The following is a 16,116-nucleotide window of genomic DNA, read 5'->3' as shown; positions in this document are numbered from 1 at the left end:
GGGAATCCGATTCTCCCCAAATTATTTCATATGCAGCGCCTCCATGAACCGGGCAATCACCTCGGCATTACCCGTGTGCTTGCCGTCGTCTTCGCTTATCTTGCAGGTGTCGTTGTAGAACGACCACGATTCGGTGATTTTGGCCGCAATGAGCTTGATGACGATGTTCATCGGTTTTATGCCGTCGAAGTCGTTGGTAAAGTGGGTGCCTATCCCGAACGAGGGTTGGCAGTAGTCCCGGGCATACTGTTGTATCTCGATGGCCTGCTGGGTATTCAGGGCGTTGCTGAAGATGATTTGCTTGCTCTTGGGGTCGATGCCCAGCGAGCGGTATTTCTCCACAATCTTCATCAGCTGCTCGTAGTTGTCGCCGCTGTCGATGCGCAGTCCTTTGAAGAGGTTGGCAAAGTCTTCCGAGAAGTTCATGCTGAAGATGTTCCACCCGAAGCTGTCGTAGAGGAAGGTACCCAACGCCCCGCGGAAGGTGTTGCGCCAGTAGTCCATGGCCATGTGGTTGGCCATCTGCGGACCGAACATGCCCCCTATGGCACAGATAAATTCGTGAGCCATGGTGCCCACCGGCAGCAGGTCGTGCTTCATGGCCAGGTATACGTTGCTGGTACCGACAAACCGGCCCGGCCATTGCTGGCTGTGGTCGCACGCTTTCAAGGCACGCACCACGGTATCTTCGCTCTCGAACGAGGCCCGGCGGCGGGTACCGAAGTCGCTGAATACACACCCGGCCTCCAGGAGCCGTTTGCCCTTTTCGCAGGTCTTCGTGTAGTACGCGTCGTAGTCGAAGTGCTGGCTCTGGCCGGTCATGGCGTAGTAGAGTTCCGAGATGATAGCCAGCAGTTTTACCTCCAGCAGAATGGTGTTGGCCCAACTGCCTTCGATGTCGACATGCAGGTGCCCCTCCTCGTCCTGACGCACCTTCACCCACTCGTGGTTGTAGCGGAAGCCCTTCAGGTAGGTGTAGAACCAGGTGGGGATATAGCGGCACTGCCGTTTCATAAACTCGATTTCTTCGTCGGTGATGATGACCGAGTCGAGCATCTCTATCTGTTCGCTCAGAGCCTGGGCAAATCCGGCCGGATAGACGGTATTGTCGCGGTCGGTAAAGGTATATTTCACCTGTGCTCGCGGGAAGTTGTCGATTACGGCACAGCACATGGTAAACTTATACAGGTCATCGTCGGTAAAGTGGGTGATGATTTGTCGCATGACGAAAAGATTTTAGCGTTGTATTCAACCAATGTCTGTTACAAATATAGTGAAAGATGAGAGCAGAGGCAAATGGAAAACGCAGTTTTCAACATTTGACCATGCGGAGCCGCCTCCTGTATTCTGTAAATATAGTGAAAGGCGAGGAACGAATAAGATAGGAAACCTTATTTTTCTCCGTAATGCCCTTTGAGCGAAACCACAAATACGGTAACGATGTCGTCGTCGATTCGATAAATGAGTCGGGAACCTTTGTCGATGCGTCTGCTCCAAAACCCTTGCAGGTTACCTTTCAGAGCCTCGTCCTGCCCGGTACCGGTTGTGGGGTGCTGTTGCAACTCTTCGAAGAGGGAGACTATTTTCTGGAGTGTTTTCTTTTGCCCCGATTTTTTCCACGCAAGCAAATGTTGTTCGGCTTCGGGAGTAAGTATCAATCGGTAATTCATAACTCTAGGAGTTTCTTTATCTCCTCTGTCGTGCAGGTTCTACCTTTGCCGGCTTTCATTTCGTTTATTCCTCGCTTTACCGATTCCATGTTTTCGGGGTTGTCGAACCACGTGTCGCCCGAGGGTGATGGGTTTTCGCTCACCTCTATGTTTATGCTGTTGGCTTTTGAAATGAGCAGTTGTTCGATATAGGCTTTCAAACTCTTCCCTTGAGCTACGGCCATTATCGACAATTTTTTCAATGTATCCACGGGGAGGTCTATGTTTTTTCTCTTTAATGTAGTCTCCATGTCTTTTCTCCTTTCTGTATGTAGCAAAGATATATCATATATATCATATATATCATATATATCATATATATCATATATATCATATATACAATATATCGTAGTGTATACAAAAAAACCACCTTCGAGAAAGAAGGTGGTTTTTTGTTGTCCGGGAAGGATTCGAACCCTCACAGGCGGAACCAGAATCCGAAGTGCTACCATTACACCACCGGACAAGCTTTGTTTTTGTTTTGCGACTGCAAAGTTGCAATTTTATTTTTATATGGCCATCATTAGAGGCACAAATTTTCTCGTGTTTAATATTTTTTTTACACTTCATCCTCTCAACGGGAGAGCCGATTCGATTACCTGATACGACTCTTTCATCAGCCGGTCGAGGTCATGTCCTTGATTCTTATCGGGATAGATGGGCGGATGTATGGTGAGGATGATTTTTCCCGGTTTGAAGTTGTAGGTGGTGCGGGGCATCACGGCGAAGGCTCCGTCGATGGTGAGGGGTACCACGGGGAGCGAAAACTCTACGGCCAGCTGGAAGGCTCCGCGTTTGAAGGGACGCATGGCACCGGTCCAGGTGCGGGCTCCCTCGGGGAATACGACGAGCGACATGCCGCCCTGCAGGGTGGCTTCGGCCTGTTGCAGGGTCTCTTTCACACCGCTGGGGGTGGAGTTGTCGACAAAGATATGGCCGGCGGCGGCGCAGGCGCTCCCCACGAAGGGGATGTGGCGCAGGCTCTTTTTCATCATCCACTTGAAATTGTGGTTGAGGTAGCCGTAGATGAGAAATATGTCGTAGGCTCCCTGGTGGTTGGCCACGAATACATAGGAGGTATTTTTGTCGATGTTTTCGCGCCCGCGTACTTCGATACGTACCAGCGAGAAGATGCAGAAGAGCCGCGACCAGATGTGGGCGGGGTAGTAGCCCCAGACGTTGCCTTTGCCCAGGCGGCACCCGATGAGGGTGATGATGGCGGTGAGCAGGGTGAGTACGAGCAGGATAGGCATGGCGATGAGCCACTGGTATAGGAATGTAAGGATACGTAACATGGACTGTTTCTTTTTCGTTTGATGTGGTTTGGTTGCAAAGATAGTGTACCCCCGAGGTAGAAACAAATTTTAAGACGATGAATTGATGGCCGGGGTGTGTCGTGTCGGCTCCGGACCAGGTTGTCGGACATAAGAAAAGGCGGCTTTGCGGGCCGCCTTTTCAGGAGTTTGTGCAGACGAGGTTTATTTCGTTTTGGCTTCTACATCGGGGGCAATGAGTTTGTAGCCCTTGCCGTGGATGTTGATGATTTCGATCGACGGGTCGTCTTTGAGGTGTTTACGCAGTTTGGTGATGTAGACATCCATGCTTCGTGCGTTGAAGTAGTTGTCGTCGATCCAGATGGTCTTGAGGGCGAAGTTCCGCTCGAGAATCTCGTTGACGTGAGCGCACAGGAGGCTGAGCAGCTCCGACTCCTTGGTGGTGAGTTTGGTGCTTTTGTCGTCGATGGCGAGAACCTGTTTCTGGGTATCGAAGGTGAAGCGTCCGATCTTGTACATGGTCACCTCTTTGCCCTTCTTGCCCTTTACGCGGCGCAGGATGGCTTCGATACGGAACACGAGCTCTTCCATGCTGAAGGGCTTGGTGATATAGTCGTCGGCACCGATTTTGAAACCTTCGAGGATGTCTTCTTTAAGCGACTTGGCAGTCAAGAATATGATGGGGACTTCGCTGTTTACGGTACGAATCTCTTGGGCCAGTGTGAATCCGTCTTTTTTAGGCATCATCACGTCGAGCACGCACAGGTCATATTTGCCTTTGAGGAATGCCTTGTATCCGCTTTCACCGTCGGAGAAGAGGTCGGCGGCATAGCCTTTGGCTTGCAGATACTCTCTTAACAGCATGCCCAGATTCTCATCATCTTCGCAGAGTAGAATACGCAATCTTTCTTCCATAATCATTTGTTTTTTATTAGTGGTAGTGTAATTATAAATGTCGAACCTTGGTTAATCTCGCTCTCTACGCGGATGTCGCCCTTGAGGTCGGTGATGATTTTGTGGACGTAGGCGAGGCCCAGTCCGAAACCTTTCACGTCGTGGCGGTTGCCGGTAGATACGCGATAGAACTTGTCGAATATCTTTTTCAGGTCTTCCCGTTTGATGCCTATACCGTTGTCGCGAATCGAAATCTCGACCTTGTCGCCGATGGTGCGGGTGCGGATGAAGAGCGAGAGGGGCTCCTCTTCGCGGCGGTATTTCACGGCGTTGTCGAGCAGGTTGAAGATGACGTTGGTAAAGTGCATCTCATCGACCGATACGATGGCATCTTCGGCTTCGAGGTCGGCGTCGATTACGCCGCCATACTTCTCGACCTTCAGTTTGAAGGTGCTCATTACGCTGGTCACGATGTCGTTCACGTCGACGTTGTGCAGTTTCATCAGCGTCTTCTGCCGGTCAAACATCGACATCTGCAGCACCTTCTCGACCTGGAAGCGCAGCCGCTTGGTCTCGTCGTTGATGACGCCCGAGATGTGCTGGAACAGGGCCGGGCTCTTGGCCACCGAGGGGTCGTTGAGCATCTGGGCCGCCAGCGATATGGTCGAGATAGGGGTCTTGAACTCGTGGGTCATGTTGTTGATAAAGTCGTTTTTCATCTCGGTGAGCTTCTTCTGGCGGAAGGCTACGATGATGGTAAACAGGAAGGTTACCAACAGGATGAAGGTGAAGGCAAACGAGGGTATCATGAACTTGACCGAGCTCGATATGTAGTTCCGCTTGGTGGGGAAGTAGACCTTCAGGTAGTTGATACGGGCCGGCGGATCGTTGGGGAAGATGGCCTGGGTGAAGAGGTTTCCTTCGATCTTGGGATCGTACTGGTTGGAACTGTAAAGAATCTTTTCGTTCTTGTTGTAGATGGCAAACTGGAACGGCAGGTTGAGCCCGTTGTTCTCAAACTCCGATTTCAGGTAGGTCTCGAGTTTCTTGATGTCGATACGCTCCATCACGGGCCGCGTGCTGGCCTTGCTGAGCATGTTGAGTATCACCTCGTTGAGCAGCCCCTTCTGGTAGAGGTATTGTCCCTTGCGGGCCTCTTGCATGTTGCGGTAGGTGCTGATGAGGGTGTTGTGGTCCTTGGGCTGCGGAGCTGCCGGGGTGATGATGGTGCTCGTCTGCTCGCGGAAAGAGAAGCTCGCCACCGAACCGTCGGGCGACACGATGGAGAACTGATGGTGCGTAGTGATGTCTTGCTGGTCGTTTCTCTGTTCGTAAGAGGAGAGCATTTTCTTTTCCTCTTCTTCCAGGTACTCGTCCAGATAGCGTTGCGTTTCGTCCAGTTCGAGGCTTGTCGATACCGCATACAGGCTCCGTTTAACGGCTTCGGTAAATTGCTCGTTCCTCATTTTTATCATGTTCTCCATATACATGATTTGTATATAGAGCAACCCGATAAACGTGAGTGCCATAATGATGGCCAGTAGCCAGATTGTTGACTTTTTCATTGCGTTTGCCTCTTTGTTTTTTCCGGTTGAACGGGTGCGGTGCTTGTGTTTTTTACATCATTTGCACAAATTTATTACATAAACACCGAATCCGCTATTTTTGTTTTATTTTATGAAAACCTATAAAAGCTTATTGTTTAACACTTTCCCGCAAATTTAACAAATAAGTGTTTATATGCAAAAAAGCCACTGGGAAAAACCAGTGGCTTTTTAATTATTTAACAAAACGGGGCTTTATTCGTCGGTTTGTTCAGCTTCGTAGGCCTTGAGCAGCTTCTCTTGAACGTCGGAAGGAACGAGTTCGTACGAGGCGAATTTCATCGAGAACGACGAGCGGCCGCCGGTAATCGAGCTGAGTGCGGTCGAGTAGGACGACATCTCTTTCAAGGGTACCTTGGCGGTAATCTTTTCGAAACCCTTTTCGCTGGCCATACCCATGATGATGGCGCGGCGCCCTTGCAGGTCGCTCATCACATCGCCCATGACATCCGACGGGGTGAGCACCTCTACGTCGTAAACGGGCTCGAGAATCTTGGGCCCGGCGTTGCGGAAGGCTTCGCTGAAGGCGTTGCGGCCGGCCAGGCGGAAGGAGATTTCGTTCGAGTCTACCGGGTGCATCTTACCGTCGTAGATACATACACGCACGTCGCGGGCATACGAGCCGGTGAGGGGGCCTTGCTCCATGCGGTCCATCAATCCCTTGACGATGGCCGGGATAAAGCGGGCATCGATGGCACCGCCCACGATACAGTTGCAAACCACCAGCTTGCCGCCCCACTCGAGGTCGATGGTCTGGGTGTCGCGCACGTTCATGCGGTACTCCTGGTTGTTGAACTTGTAGGTGTCGGGAGCCGGCATACCTTCGTAGTAGGGCTCGACGATGAGGTGAACCTCGCCGAACTGTCCGGCACCACCCGACTGTTTCTTGTGGCGGTAGTCGGCACGGGCAGCCTTGGTAATGGTTTCGCGATAGGGGATGCGCGGCTCGATGAATTCGACAGCGAGTTTGTCGTTGTTTTCGATACGCCATTTGAGGGTGCGCAGGTGGAATTCGCCCTGTCCCGAGACGATGGTCTGTTTCAGCTCTTTCGATTGCTCGATTTGCCAGGTGGGGTCCTCTTCGTGCATGCGGGTGAGGATTTCGCTCAGCTTCTCGGCATCGGCCTCGTTGACCGGCTTGATGGCCCGCTGGTATTTGGGAGCCGGGTATTTGATGAAGTCGAAGTGATATTCACAGCCTTTGGCATTGAGGGTGTTGCCCGTGCGCACGTCTTTGAGCTTGACCGAAGCGCCTATGTCGCCGGCCTGGAGTTCTTCGACCGGGGTGCGTATCTGGCCGCACACGCAGAAGAGCTGGGCCAACCGCTCGCGGCCGTCGCCACGATCTACGTTCACGAGGTCGTCGCCCTGATGTACCGTACCCGACATGACTTTGAAGTAGGAGACTTCGCCGATGTGGGGCTCGACTGTTGTCTTGAAGCAGAAGAGGCTCGTGGGGCCGTTGGCGTCGGGGGCTACCTCTTCGCCTGCGGTGTTCACGGGTTTTGGCATCTCCGATACGAAGGGAACCACGTTGCCGAGGAACTCCATCATACGACGCACACCCATGTCGCGCAGGGCGCTCACACAGAATACGGGGTAGATGCTGCGCGTTACCAATCCCTTGCGGATACCTTCGCGCATCTCGTCTTCGGTCAAGGAGCCTTGTTCGAAGAATTTCTCCATCAGGGTCTCGTCGTTTTCGGCAGCGGCTTCGACCAGTTTTTGATTCAGTTCCCGAGCTTTTTCCATTTCGCTTTCGGGAATGTCCGATATGGTGGGCTTGCCGCCTTCGGGCGACCAGCTATACATTTTCATAAGCAGTACGTCGATCATGGCGTTGAACGACGGTCCGCAACTGAGCGGGTATTGCACTTGAACGATTCGGTTGCCGAATGTCTCGCGCATCTGGTGGATTACGTTTTCGTAATCGGCCTTTTCGCCGTCGAGTTGGTTCATGGCGAAAAGAATGGGTTTATTCAGGCTTTCGGCTGTACGGAAGATGTTTTGAGTTCCTACCTCGACACCGTATTGCGAGTCGATGACGATGACTCCCGTATCCGTTACATTGAGGGCGGTGATGGCGCTACCCACGAAGTCGTCGGCTCCCGGGCAGTCGATCACGTTTAGTTTCTTTCCTAAAAATTCGGCATAAAAAACTGTGGAAAATACCGAGTATCCATACTCTTTTTCCACAGGGAAATAGTCCGATACGGTGTTCTTACCTTCGACGGTCCCGCGGCGTTTTATTACACCACACTCGTAGAGCATAGCTTCTGCGAGGGTGGTCTTACCCGAGCCTTTACTTCCCAAGAGGGAGATGTTTTTGATTTCGTGAGATTGGTAAACTTTCATGATATTAAAGTTTTTTGATAAAACAAGAACGCTTGTGGCGCGTTTGAAACAAAGCGTTCGCAAATTAGAAATTATATTCCGAAAAAGCAACGGTGCAAACTATGTTACAAAACATTGTTTGTGAATCGAAGTTTTGTACTTTTGCACCTTGATGGCTGGTATCTATATACATATTCCGTTTTGTACGAGTCGCTGTGTCTATTGCGACTTCTTTTCGTCGACCGACTCGTCGTGGCGCGGGCGCTATGTCGAGGCGGTGTGCCGCGAACTGCAGTTGCGTCGCGACGAGCTGGGGGGAGAGCCGGTGTCGACCGTCTATCTGGGCGGGGGGACACCCTCGACGCTCACGGTGGCCGAGCGGGCCCGACTGTTCGACGCCCTCTCGACGGTGGTCGACTGGGGGGCGTGCAGCGAGGTGACCCTCGAGGCGAATCCCGATGATGTGACTCCCGAGTTTGTCGCGTCGCTGGCCGATACGCCGGTCAACCGCTTGAGTATGGGTGTGCAGAGTTTCTCCGATGCCGACCTGGCCTTCCTGCGCCGGCGCCATACGGCCCGGGGGGCTGTCGAGGCGGTGGAGCTTTGCCAGGCGACCGGCTACGACAACCTCAGCATCGACCTCATCTATGGACTGCCGGGCCAGACCCTCGAGGGATGGCAGGCCAATCTGCAACAGGCGGTATCGCTGGGCGTGCCGCATATCTCGGCTTACAGTCTTATTTATGAGGTGGGCACGGCCCTGTGGTGCATGCGCGAGCGGGGCGAGGTGAAGGAGTGTGACGAGGAGTTGTCGCTGCGGATGTTCGACGAACTGATAGACCGGCTGGCCGCTGCCGGATATGAGCACTACGAGATTTCCAATTTTGCCCGCGACCGGCGGTATGCCCGGCACAATACCTCGTACTGGACCGGGGTGCCCTACCTGGGGCTTGGTGCGGCGGCTCACAGCTACGACGGTCGGGTGCGGCGCATCAATCCCGCTTCGTTGCGCAGGTATGTCGAGGCTGTCGAGTCGGGGCGAACGGCCTGCGACGAGGAGTGCGAGAGCCGCGACAGCCTCTACAACGAGCGTATCCTTACCTCGCTGCGCACCTGCTGGGGTCTCGATTTGGAACGGTTGCGGGCCGACTTCGGCGAGGAGCGTCTGCAATATTGTCTCGAGCAGGCACAGCCGCACTTGCGGGGCGGACGGCTCGCTATCGACAACGGTGTGATGCGTATTACCCGCCAGGGTATCTTCACCTCCGACGATGTGATGAGCGACCTCTTCTGGGTCGATTAAGGGGTGATGTCTCTTTCTCTCTGCTTACAGCTTCAGCTTATAGCCAAATGAAATAAAGGTGTTGAGTTGCTGGGGAGCCGTGCTGATGAGGTGCTCCTCACGCACCTTGCACTCGATGGCGTTTTTGTTGTCGATGCGGTATTCGACTCCGGCGTCGTACCATACCCGGTCGAACTCACCGGCGTGGCTGCCGTTGAGCATGAGGAATATGTCGGCGTGGAAGAAGGGGGTCCAGCGACTGTCGGGGATGGCGTAGCTGAAGAGCAACTTGTTCCGCCACTTGTTCACCGGTTTGCTGGTGCCCACCGTGTAGGTCGACTCGAATCGCGAGCTGAGCGACATGGACCACCGGTTCACCGGGTAGGAGAAGGTAGCCCCCAGGTGGTACCGGTTGCGGTTCTTGTAGGTGCCCGGGGGAGTCTGCTGGTTCATGTAATAGTAGAGCACGTTCAATTTCAAATACTTGGGTATGGCGGTATACGATACCGTGAAGATGGGCATGTAGCGCTCGTAGTATTTGCCCAGAGTCCATACGTTTTGCTGCAGTTGCAGGTTCACCCGGCCGAACTGTTTCGACACGGTGAAGTTCCACAACGAGCCCACCTGACTGCTGTATTCCCGGGCATGGGCCTCCGGGGCGGTGCAGGCCAGCAACAGGGCTGCGGTGAGGATTGATTGGTAGAAAAACCGTTTCATGCTTATTCGTGATGATAAGGTTCGTTGTTGAGAATAGTCATGGCCCGGTAGAGTTGTTCGGTGAAGATGAGGCGAATCATCTGGTGCGAATAGGTCATCTTCGAGAGCGAAATCTTTTCGTGAGCCGTCTGGTAGATACGGTCGGAAAATCCGTAGGGGCCCCCCACGACGAAGACCAGCCGTCTGGCCACGTTGGCCATCTTCTTTTCGAGATAGGCGGCAAACTGCATCGAGGTGAACTCCTTGCCGTGCTCGTCGAGCAGCACGATGTAGTCGCCGGGCTGCAGCGCCTTCAGGATGAGGTCGGCCTCCCGTTCCTTTTGCTGGTCGGTGCTGAGGCTTTTGGTGTTGCGCAGTTCGGGGATGACAATCGTCTCGAACGGCACATAGTGCGCGAGCCGTTTGCTGTACTCCTCGATGCCTGCGACAAAGTACGGTTCCACCGTTTTTCCTACGACCAGTAGCGATATTTTCATGCCGTTTTGTAAATTTTCTGCAAAATTACTATAAACAAAGAGTAAAATCAAACTTGTTTTGCTCTTTCCCTTGTGTTATCTTTGCGGTTGTTTAAAAAATATAAAAACAGAAAGATATGAAAACTACCGAGCAGTTGGTCGACGAGTTGATCGACCTGGCATTTGCCGAGGATATAGGCGACGGAGACCACACGACCTTGTGTTGTATACCCGCAACGGCCATGGGAAAATCGAAATTGCTGATTAAGGAGCCCGGCGTATTGGCCGGTGTAGAGGTAGCCCGCGAGATATTCCACCGCTTCGACCCCGAGTTGAAGATGACCGTCTATATCGAAGACGGTGCCGAGGTAAAACCCGGCGATGTGGCTTTTGTAGTCGAGGGGCGCATCCAGTCGCTGTTGCAGACCGAGCGCCTCATGCTCAACGTGATGCAGCGCATGAGCGGTATCGCCACCATGACCCGCCGCTATGTGAAGCGGCTCGAGGGGCTGCACACCCGCATACTCGACACCCGCAAGACTACCCCGGGCATGCGCATGCTCGAGAAGGCTGCCGTGAAGATAGGCGGCGGGGTGAACCACCGCATCGGACTCTTCGACATGATTCTGTTGAAAGACAATCACGTCGACTTTGCCGGCGGTATCGAGAATGCCATCACCCGCTGTCACCACTATCTGAAAGAGAAAGGCAAAGACCTGAAAATCGAAATCGAGGTGCGCAACCTCGATGAGCTGCGCGAAGTGATGCGCGTGGGCGGCGTCGACCGCATCATGCTCGACAACTTTTCGCCCGAGCTCACCCGCGAAGCGGTGAAGATTGTCGGCGGCAAATACGAAACCGAGTCGTCGGGCGGTATCACCTACGACACCATCCGCGACTACGCCGAGTGCGGCGTCGACTTCATCTCGGTGGGTGCGCTCACCCACTCGGTGAAAGGGCTCGACATGAGCTTCAAGGCTTGTTAAGCAAATAATCGTTTTATCAATAGGCAGCGCCCTGAAAGTTACAACACTTTCAGGGCGCTTTTGTTTTCTGTCTCGTGCCGCGCGGTAGGCGATGCGTGGCACTGCATCCAGAGGAAGGTCCTGCATGTTCCCGGGATAGGACTATGTATTTGGATGTATTTATTGTTGAAAATGAGGTAGATATATTCCTAAGTCCTAAAACTAGGCCCAAAAAGGGCTATGGTTTTTTAAGGGTGAATATAGATATTTGCAGAAAAATCAACATTTATTAGTATTCACCTTAAATATTAAAAACTATGTATTGTCAAAAATGTGGAGCTAACCTTGAAGAAGGTTCGGTAGCTTGCCCCAAATGTGGAACACCTACGGGAATCAATAGCGATGTAAAGTCGGGAGCCAGTGAGAAGAGCCGTTTGGTCGCTTTCCTCTTCTGTTTCTTTTTAGGTAGTCTGGGTGCACACCGTTTCTATGTAGGGAAAACGGGAACGGCCATAGCCATGTTGTTCACGCTCGGTGGATTGGGTATCTGGACCTTCATCGACTGGATTATGATCTTGGCCGGCAAGTTCACCGACAAAGAGGGTCGTACCTTGCTGAATTGGTAAAACGATCGGAACCTTGTTTGAACCGTGAAATGCTTGATGACGTGTCACGGGTAATTTATCCCCAATCTGTAATATAAAGACAGTAAAGACAAAATCTAAACAACCATTTAAATTAAACAAAACTATTATGAAAAAGACTCTTTTTGTATTTGGACTTGCCGCTATTGTGGCTATGATGGCATCTTGTTCGGGATCTGGAAAAGAAACCAAAACCATTACTCCAACATTTACCGAGTTTTCTTCCGGAGAGATTGCAAAATATGTGGAGGTAGTAGATCAACCTGCCGAGTTGACATTTATGGATGATAAGGGTATTTATCTCAAGGTTACCTTAAGACTGGTACAAGACGGAATTAAAGGTGTGGATGCTCGTGATATTAACTTTGAAAACTTTATAGGTTGTGCTGATATTGATCTTCTTAATGAAGAAGAAGGTAATATGTCAACAGTGTCGATGAAGAGTGAAGATGAACTTAAGTTTAAGAAATTCCTTACGGGAAATGTGGGTGACACGGCTGTATTCGTGTTTGAACGCCCGGGCTATTCACAAGAATATTTCAAAGAAACAATTAAGTTTATGCCTGCTGCTACTGCCGATATTACTGTGGAAGCGGGAGACAATACTTCTGTATCGGATAGCGATTCCAGCGACACAGCAGTTTCCAGCGATAGCGGTTCAGAAGATTGGGATTCCCTGCTGGATTCGTATGAAGAGTATGTCGATATGTACATCTCGTTACTGAAAAAGGCCAGTGCCGGCGATTTGAGTGCCGTGTCGGAGTATACGAGTTATATGAGCAAGGCTCAGGAGGTCAGCCAGAAAATGGCGGATGCTACGAGCAAATTGTCTCCTGCTCAATTAAGCCGGTTCAATAAGATTAACCAGAAGATGCTTCAGGCTGCACAAAACATGAACTAACTTTTTTCATCGCATCTCGAGGAGTGAGACCCGGCAGACAATTTCGTGGATGCCGGGTGCTCATGCCTCGGCGGGCGATGGGGTACCGGAGAGCTACGCAGATTGATATATACACACATAAAATATTCGGTTATGAAAAAAATTTTGTTTTTGCTGGTGGGGCTGTTAACTTCGGTAAGCCTGTTCGCATACGACGATTTTGATATTATTGAAGGGACAACTCCTATCAGTTTGCCCACAGACGCTCTTATCGTTAACGGCCAACCGATACTCTGCGATAGAATGACTTGGGAAATCGATGATTTTGGCGAGTTGGGTAAGACGGTGCGGCTGATACCTACTTTTTCGGGGGAGACCTTGCAATATTTGAAATCACAAAATGTGCTCCAGTCTTTTAATTTTTTTGTCTCGGGGAAAATCTTTTTGGTTCGTATGAAGGACATGGATGCATATGGTATTTGTCGGGGAAGTGTGAACAAGCCCATTATATGTGCCGTGTTGGCTACGAAGGACGGTAAAACCAGATGTATCATTAACAAAACAGCGGAGTCTATGGTTTTCAACGACTTCTATAAGGGCATGCCGAAATCGGCCGTGGAAGAGTATGCCTCCAAAATCGGTACGAGCCGGTTCGTCTTTATGGGTAATAAAGGTGGACTCAAATGCTACTCCTTGAAGTTCCTGGACATGAAGAAAGAGTATAACATCTTTGGCGATTACCACTATGAGGTCAATAACAACAAAGATTATTGCTACTTCTATTTCGATGCCAATAACAAGCTGGTGAAGTGGATACAATTCATGTAGCCGATTGTTGTCTGGTTCAGAAAAGATACAGGTGCTAAAAGTTTCGGCTTTTAGTGGGTCTAATACTATGCTTGTAGAGGGGATTGCTGTATAATCTAATATCAACGTTGTGAAAAGAGGAACGGGCTCCGATTGTAAAGTCGGGGCTCGTTTTGTTTGCGAGTGGTCAGAATCCCAGCTCCTTGCCCAATCGGGCCATTATGCGTACGAGCGAGTCGTGCTGCGCGGGTGGGAGGGTGTTGACGGTGGGTAGCGAGGAGCACAGCGAGTCGATGGTGTGATGTTGGCGGGTGTATACCGCAAAGGCCACATCGGTCTCTTCGGCCACTGTGCCGTCGGGGTGTGGCGGATATTTCAGAGCAATCGATTTCAGGTAGGGCGTCATGAATCTGTAATAGGGACCGGCGTGCATGATAGCCATTTCCTTGTATTTCTGTTTTTTTATCTGGGCAATTGCAGGTTCGTAATAGGGGGCGAATTCTTTTTCGAAACGCTTGCGGAGCACTTCCCGGCGTTGCAGCTTTTGGGCGAGTCGGTCCTGCTCGGTCTCCTGGGTATAGGAGGCTACTTTTTCGACAATCTGCTTTTCGGTTTGGATAGAGTCCTGCAGGGTCTGTGCCTTGATTTTATTGGCCGTTTTCTGATATACCGAGTCGATGCCTTGGGTAATGCGTTGCTCGATTTGCATCGTTTCGTTGTGCCGATGGATAAGGGATGCCGTGACCGATGCGGCCACGATGAGCACGGCGGCGACCGATGCAATGATGAGCGGCTGGCGGTCCCGGCGTTTGATCAGGGCACGCAGGGCCTGTATGTTCCGGGGCCGTTCCGACGGGTCTGTCTGGCTGCACCGGCGGGCTATATGCACATATTTGCGGCCTCCGAAAATCAGGTTTATCAGGCGGCCGAGCGTGAAGATGTCGGAGGTCGTCCCGGCCGACCCGGTGCCATTGAGAATCTCGGGGGCGGTGTATCCGTCGGAGCCGCCGATGTAGCCTTTGTAGGCGCTGTCGGCGCTGGCCGAGAACCCGAAATCGATGATGCGGGCCGCCTTGTTGCCGTTGACAATGATGTTGTCGGGCTTCAGGTCGTTGTGTATGATGCCGCGGTGGTGCAGGTAGTCCATCCCATCGAGAATGTCGTTGAGCACCGATTTGCGCTCATCCAGAGTGGGATTGGTCGCCACAAATTCGTCGAGCGTCAGGCCGTCGATATATTCCATGACAATGGCCGGCCCCACGGGGGTGCTGGGGTTGAACTCCAGGGTGTTGACAATGCAGGGGTGATTCAGGTTACAGGACAGCTCGTATTCCCGGCGAAGAATCTCGAGCAGCATCGAATCGTCGGCAATCGGTGTCTTGAGGATAATATACTTGGTCCCTTTCTGCGCCTTGTAGATGCGGAACATGCGCCCTTCGCTGATTGTCCCCAGAATGGTGATGGACGTATCGGACGGCGCCGTTTCCAGGTATGTGGGCTTGGAATATATCCTCATGATTCGCTATTTGTAGTTCGGGGAGTAAATATAGCGATTATAATGAGAGTCTGAAAAAAATATGGTAATAGAAATTGGCGGACAGGCAATAATCGGTGAGCGGTGCGATGCCGTTACCGGGTGGTAAACCCGGATTACAGTTTCTCGAGAATGGTCAGCCCGTTGTCGAGGCCCATGGCATATCGCTGGCACAGTTCGCCCCCATGTACCAGATTGTCGACAAAGAGCGGATAGTGTTTCATCAGTATGCTGCACTCGAAGCTGTCGCCGTTTTGCAAGGTAGAGTTTTTGCAGTCGATGGCCTTGAAGGTGCGACCGCCCTGAAATTCGATGATGCACACGCGGTCGGGCAGCCACCCGATGCGTAGCCGGTCGCCCGGGGCGAGTTCCTCGACCCGGATGGAGTGATGGCTTTGCAGAATGTCCGATTCGGTTTTGGAGTCCTGTTTCAGATGGCTGCAGAATGCCTCCCAGTGGTTGAACCCGATGTAACGGCATAGCACGTCGAGCGTGCGGGTATAGGTGGTGCTATACCCTTTGATGCACCCCCAAAGGCGGCGCAGGGTGTTGTCGGCCAGATGTTCGTTGGTGACACGTTCAATCTCTGCACCGAAAAGGGTAAAGTCGGATCGGCTCTCGATCTTGTGACCGAAACGCTTTTCTGCAGCCATCTTCAGGGCTGCTATTTGGGGTAAATCTGTTTGTACTGCCATATCAATAGCGAAGATAGATAATAATCTTTACAGAAACCAAACAGATGCAAACAAAGAACCAAAAAGGACCGCGAATTTGCAAAGTTTCTCAAAATGTGGTGGCTGCAGCCGTTTTATTGGGGTGGATGTTTATTGTCTTGATTATCTGGGTTATCCTTTTGGTCGTATGGCCGGATGGGAGTGGATATTCCCCTTTTTATTGGCCGGTGTGGGTCCTTCTATGTCCGGCTTCGATAGCCGGCCAAAAACGAGAGACTGATTTTGAATTGAGCCGGGGAGGAAGTAATATAAGGAGTGGCAGGGCCCATATACACTTCGAGGC

Annotated in this window: 16 protein-coding genes and 1 tRNA gene; 5 read left to right on the top strand and 12 right to left on the bottom strand. The window is 51.7% G+C overall.

Going from position 1 to position 16,116, the window contains the following annotated elements:
• Positions 1–21 precede the first annotated feature (21 nt).
• From pncB to B5F38_RS06840, 8 genes are all read right to left on the bottom strand, one after another.
• Positions 22–1,224 carry a nicotinate phosphoribosyltransferase gene (gene pncB, locus B5F38_RS06875; RefSeq protein WP_087408551.1) on the bottom strand — a complete coding sequence of 401 codons (1,203 nt, stop codon included), beginning with the start codon at positions 1,222–1,224 and terminating at the stop codon, positions 22–24.
• 167 nt (positions 1,225–1,391) lie between these two features.
• Entirely contained in the window at positions 1,392–1,670 is a 279-nt protein-coding gene (locus B5F38_RS06870) for a Txe/YoeB family addiction module toxin (RefSeq protein ID WP_087408550.1), read from the bottom strand.
• On the bottom strand, positions 1,667–1,960 hold the full coding sequence (locus B5F38_RS06865) for a hypothetical protein (RefSeq protein WP_087408549.1): 294 nt from the start codon (positions 1,958–1,960) through the stop codon (positions 1,667–1,669). The genes B5F38_RS06870 and B5F38_RS06865 overlap by 4 nt, the downstream gene beginning before the upstream one ends.
• 144 nt (positions 1,961–2,104) lie before the next feature.
• Positions 2,105–2,175: transfer RNA gene (locus B5F38_RS06860), tRNA-Gln, on the bottom strand.
• Between the two features lie 100 nt (positions 2,176–2,275).
• Positions 2,276–3,004, bottom strand: coding sequence for a lysophospholipid acyltransferase family protein (locus tag B5F38_RS06855; protein ID WP_087408548.1), 729 nt, complete (start codon positions 3,002–3,004; stop codon positions 2,276–2,278).
• 183 nt (positions 3,005–3,187) lie between these two features.
• Complete coding sequence (locus B5F38_RS06850; RefSeq protein WP_087408547.1) at positions 3,188–3,898, bottom strand: response regulator transcription factor; 711 nt, start codon at positions 3,896–3,898, stop codon at positions 3,188–3,190.
• A gap of 2 nt (positions 3,899–3,900) precedes the next feature.
• Positions 3,901–5,442, bottom strand: a complete 1,542-nt coding sequence (locus B5F38_RS06845) for a HAMP domain-containing sensor histidine kinase (RefSeq protein WP_087408546.1) — start codon at positions 5,440–5,442, stop codon at positions 3,901–3,903.
• A gap of 234 nt (positions 5,443–5,676) precedes the next feature.
• Complete coding sequence (locus tag B5F38_RS06840) at positions 5,677–7,836, bottom strand: elongation factor G (protein ID WP_087408545.1); 2,160 nt, start codon at positions 7,834–7,836, stop codon at positions 5,677–5,679.
• 151 nt (positions 7,837–7,987) lie between these two features.
• Between B5F38_RS06840 and hemW the strand changes: the two genes are divergently transcribed.
• Positions 7,988–9,118 carry a radical SAM family heme chaperone HemW gene (gene hemW, locus B5F38_RS06835; protein ID WP_087408659.1) on the top strand — a complete coding sequence of 377 codons (1,131 nt, stop codon included), beginning with the start codon at positions 7,988–7,990 and terminating at the stop codon, positions 9,116–9,118.
• A 24-nt stretch (positions 9,119–9,142) separates the two neighbouring features.
• On the opposite strand, the gene B5F38_RS06830 is transcribed toward hemW, so the two are convergent.
• Complete coding sequence (locus B5F38_RS06830; protein ID WP_087408544.1) at positions 9,143–9,814, bottom strand: DUF2490 domain-containing protein; 672 nt, start codon at positions 9,812–9,814, stop codon at positions 9,143–9,145.
• Positions 9,815–9,816: 2 nt separating this feature from the next.
• The gene (gene rlmH, locus B5F38_RS06825) at positions 9,817–10,290 is read right to left on the bottom strand and encodes a 23S rRNA (pseudouridine(1915)-N(3))-methyltransferase RlmH (RefSeq protein ID WP_087408543.1); all 474 of its coding nucleotides are present in this window, start codon (positions 10,288–10,290) and stop codon (positions 9,817–9,819) included.
• Between the two features lie 116 nt (positions 10,291–10,406).
• Here rlmH and nadC point away from each other — a divergent pair, with 116 nt between their 5' ends.
• From nadC to B5F38_RS14260, 4 genes are all read left to right on the top strand, one after another.
• The gene (gene nadC, locus B5F38_RS06820; RefSeq protein WP_087408542.1) at positions 10,407–11,255 is read left to right on the top strand and encodes a carboxylating nicotinate-nucleotide diphosphorylase; all 849 of its coding nucleotides are present in this window, start codon (positions 10,407–10,409) and stop codon (positions 11,253–11,255) included.
• Positions 11,256–11,551: 296 nt separating this feature from the next.
• A complete protein-coding gene (locus B5F38_RS06815; protein ID WP_087408541.1) occupies positions 11,552–11,860 on the top strand; it encodes a TM2 domain-containing protein in 309 nt (102 codons plus the stop codon).
• Positions 11,861–11,987: 127 nt separating this feature from the next.
• Positions 11,988–12,779 carry a DUF6591 domain-containing protein gene (locus B5F38_RS06810; protein ID WP_087408540.1) on the top strand — a complete coding sequence of 264 codons (792 nt, stop codon included), beginning with the start codon at positions 11,988–11,990 and terminating at the stop codon, positions 12,777–12,779.
• 552 nt (positions 12,780–13,331) lie between these two features.
• Positions 13,332–13,586, top strand: coding sequence for a hypothetical protein (locus B5F38_RS14260; RefSeq protein ID WP_143240927.1), 255 nt, complete (start codon positions 13,332–13,334; stop codon positions 13,584–13,586).
• A gap of 166 nt (positions 13,587–13,752) precedes the next feature.
• Here the strand turns inward: B5F38_RS14260 and B5F38_RS06800 are convergent, their stop codons facing one another.
• Together B5F38_RS06800 and B5F38_RS06795 are read right to left on the bottom strand one after the other, a co-directional pair.
• Positions 13,753–15,081, bottom strand: a complete 1,329-nt coding sequence (locus B5F38_RS06800) for a protein kinase (RefSeq protein WP_087408538.1) — start codon at positions 15,079–15,081, stop codon at positions 13,753–13,755.
• A gap of 134 nt (positions 15,082–15,215) precedes the next feature.
• A complete protein-coding gene (locus B5F38_RS06795; protein ID WP_087408537.1) occupies positions 15,216–15,752 on the bottom strand; it encodes a hypothetical protein in 537 nt (178 codons plus the stop codon).
• Between the last annotated feature and the right edge of the window lie 364 nt (positions 15,753–16,116).

The organism is Barnesiella sp. An22 (genome assembly GCF_002159975.1).
GTDB lineage: Bacteria > Bacteroidota > Bacteroidia > Bacteroidales > Barnesiellaceae > Barnesiella > Barnesiella merdigallinarum.
The sequence above is the reverse complement of the archived record's forward strand: the minus strand, read 5'-3'. Positions and strand labels throughout refer to the sequence as shown.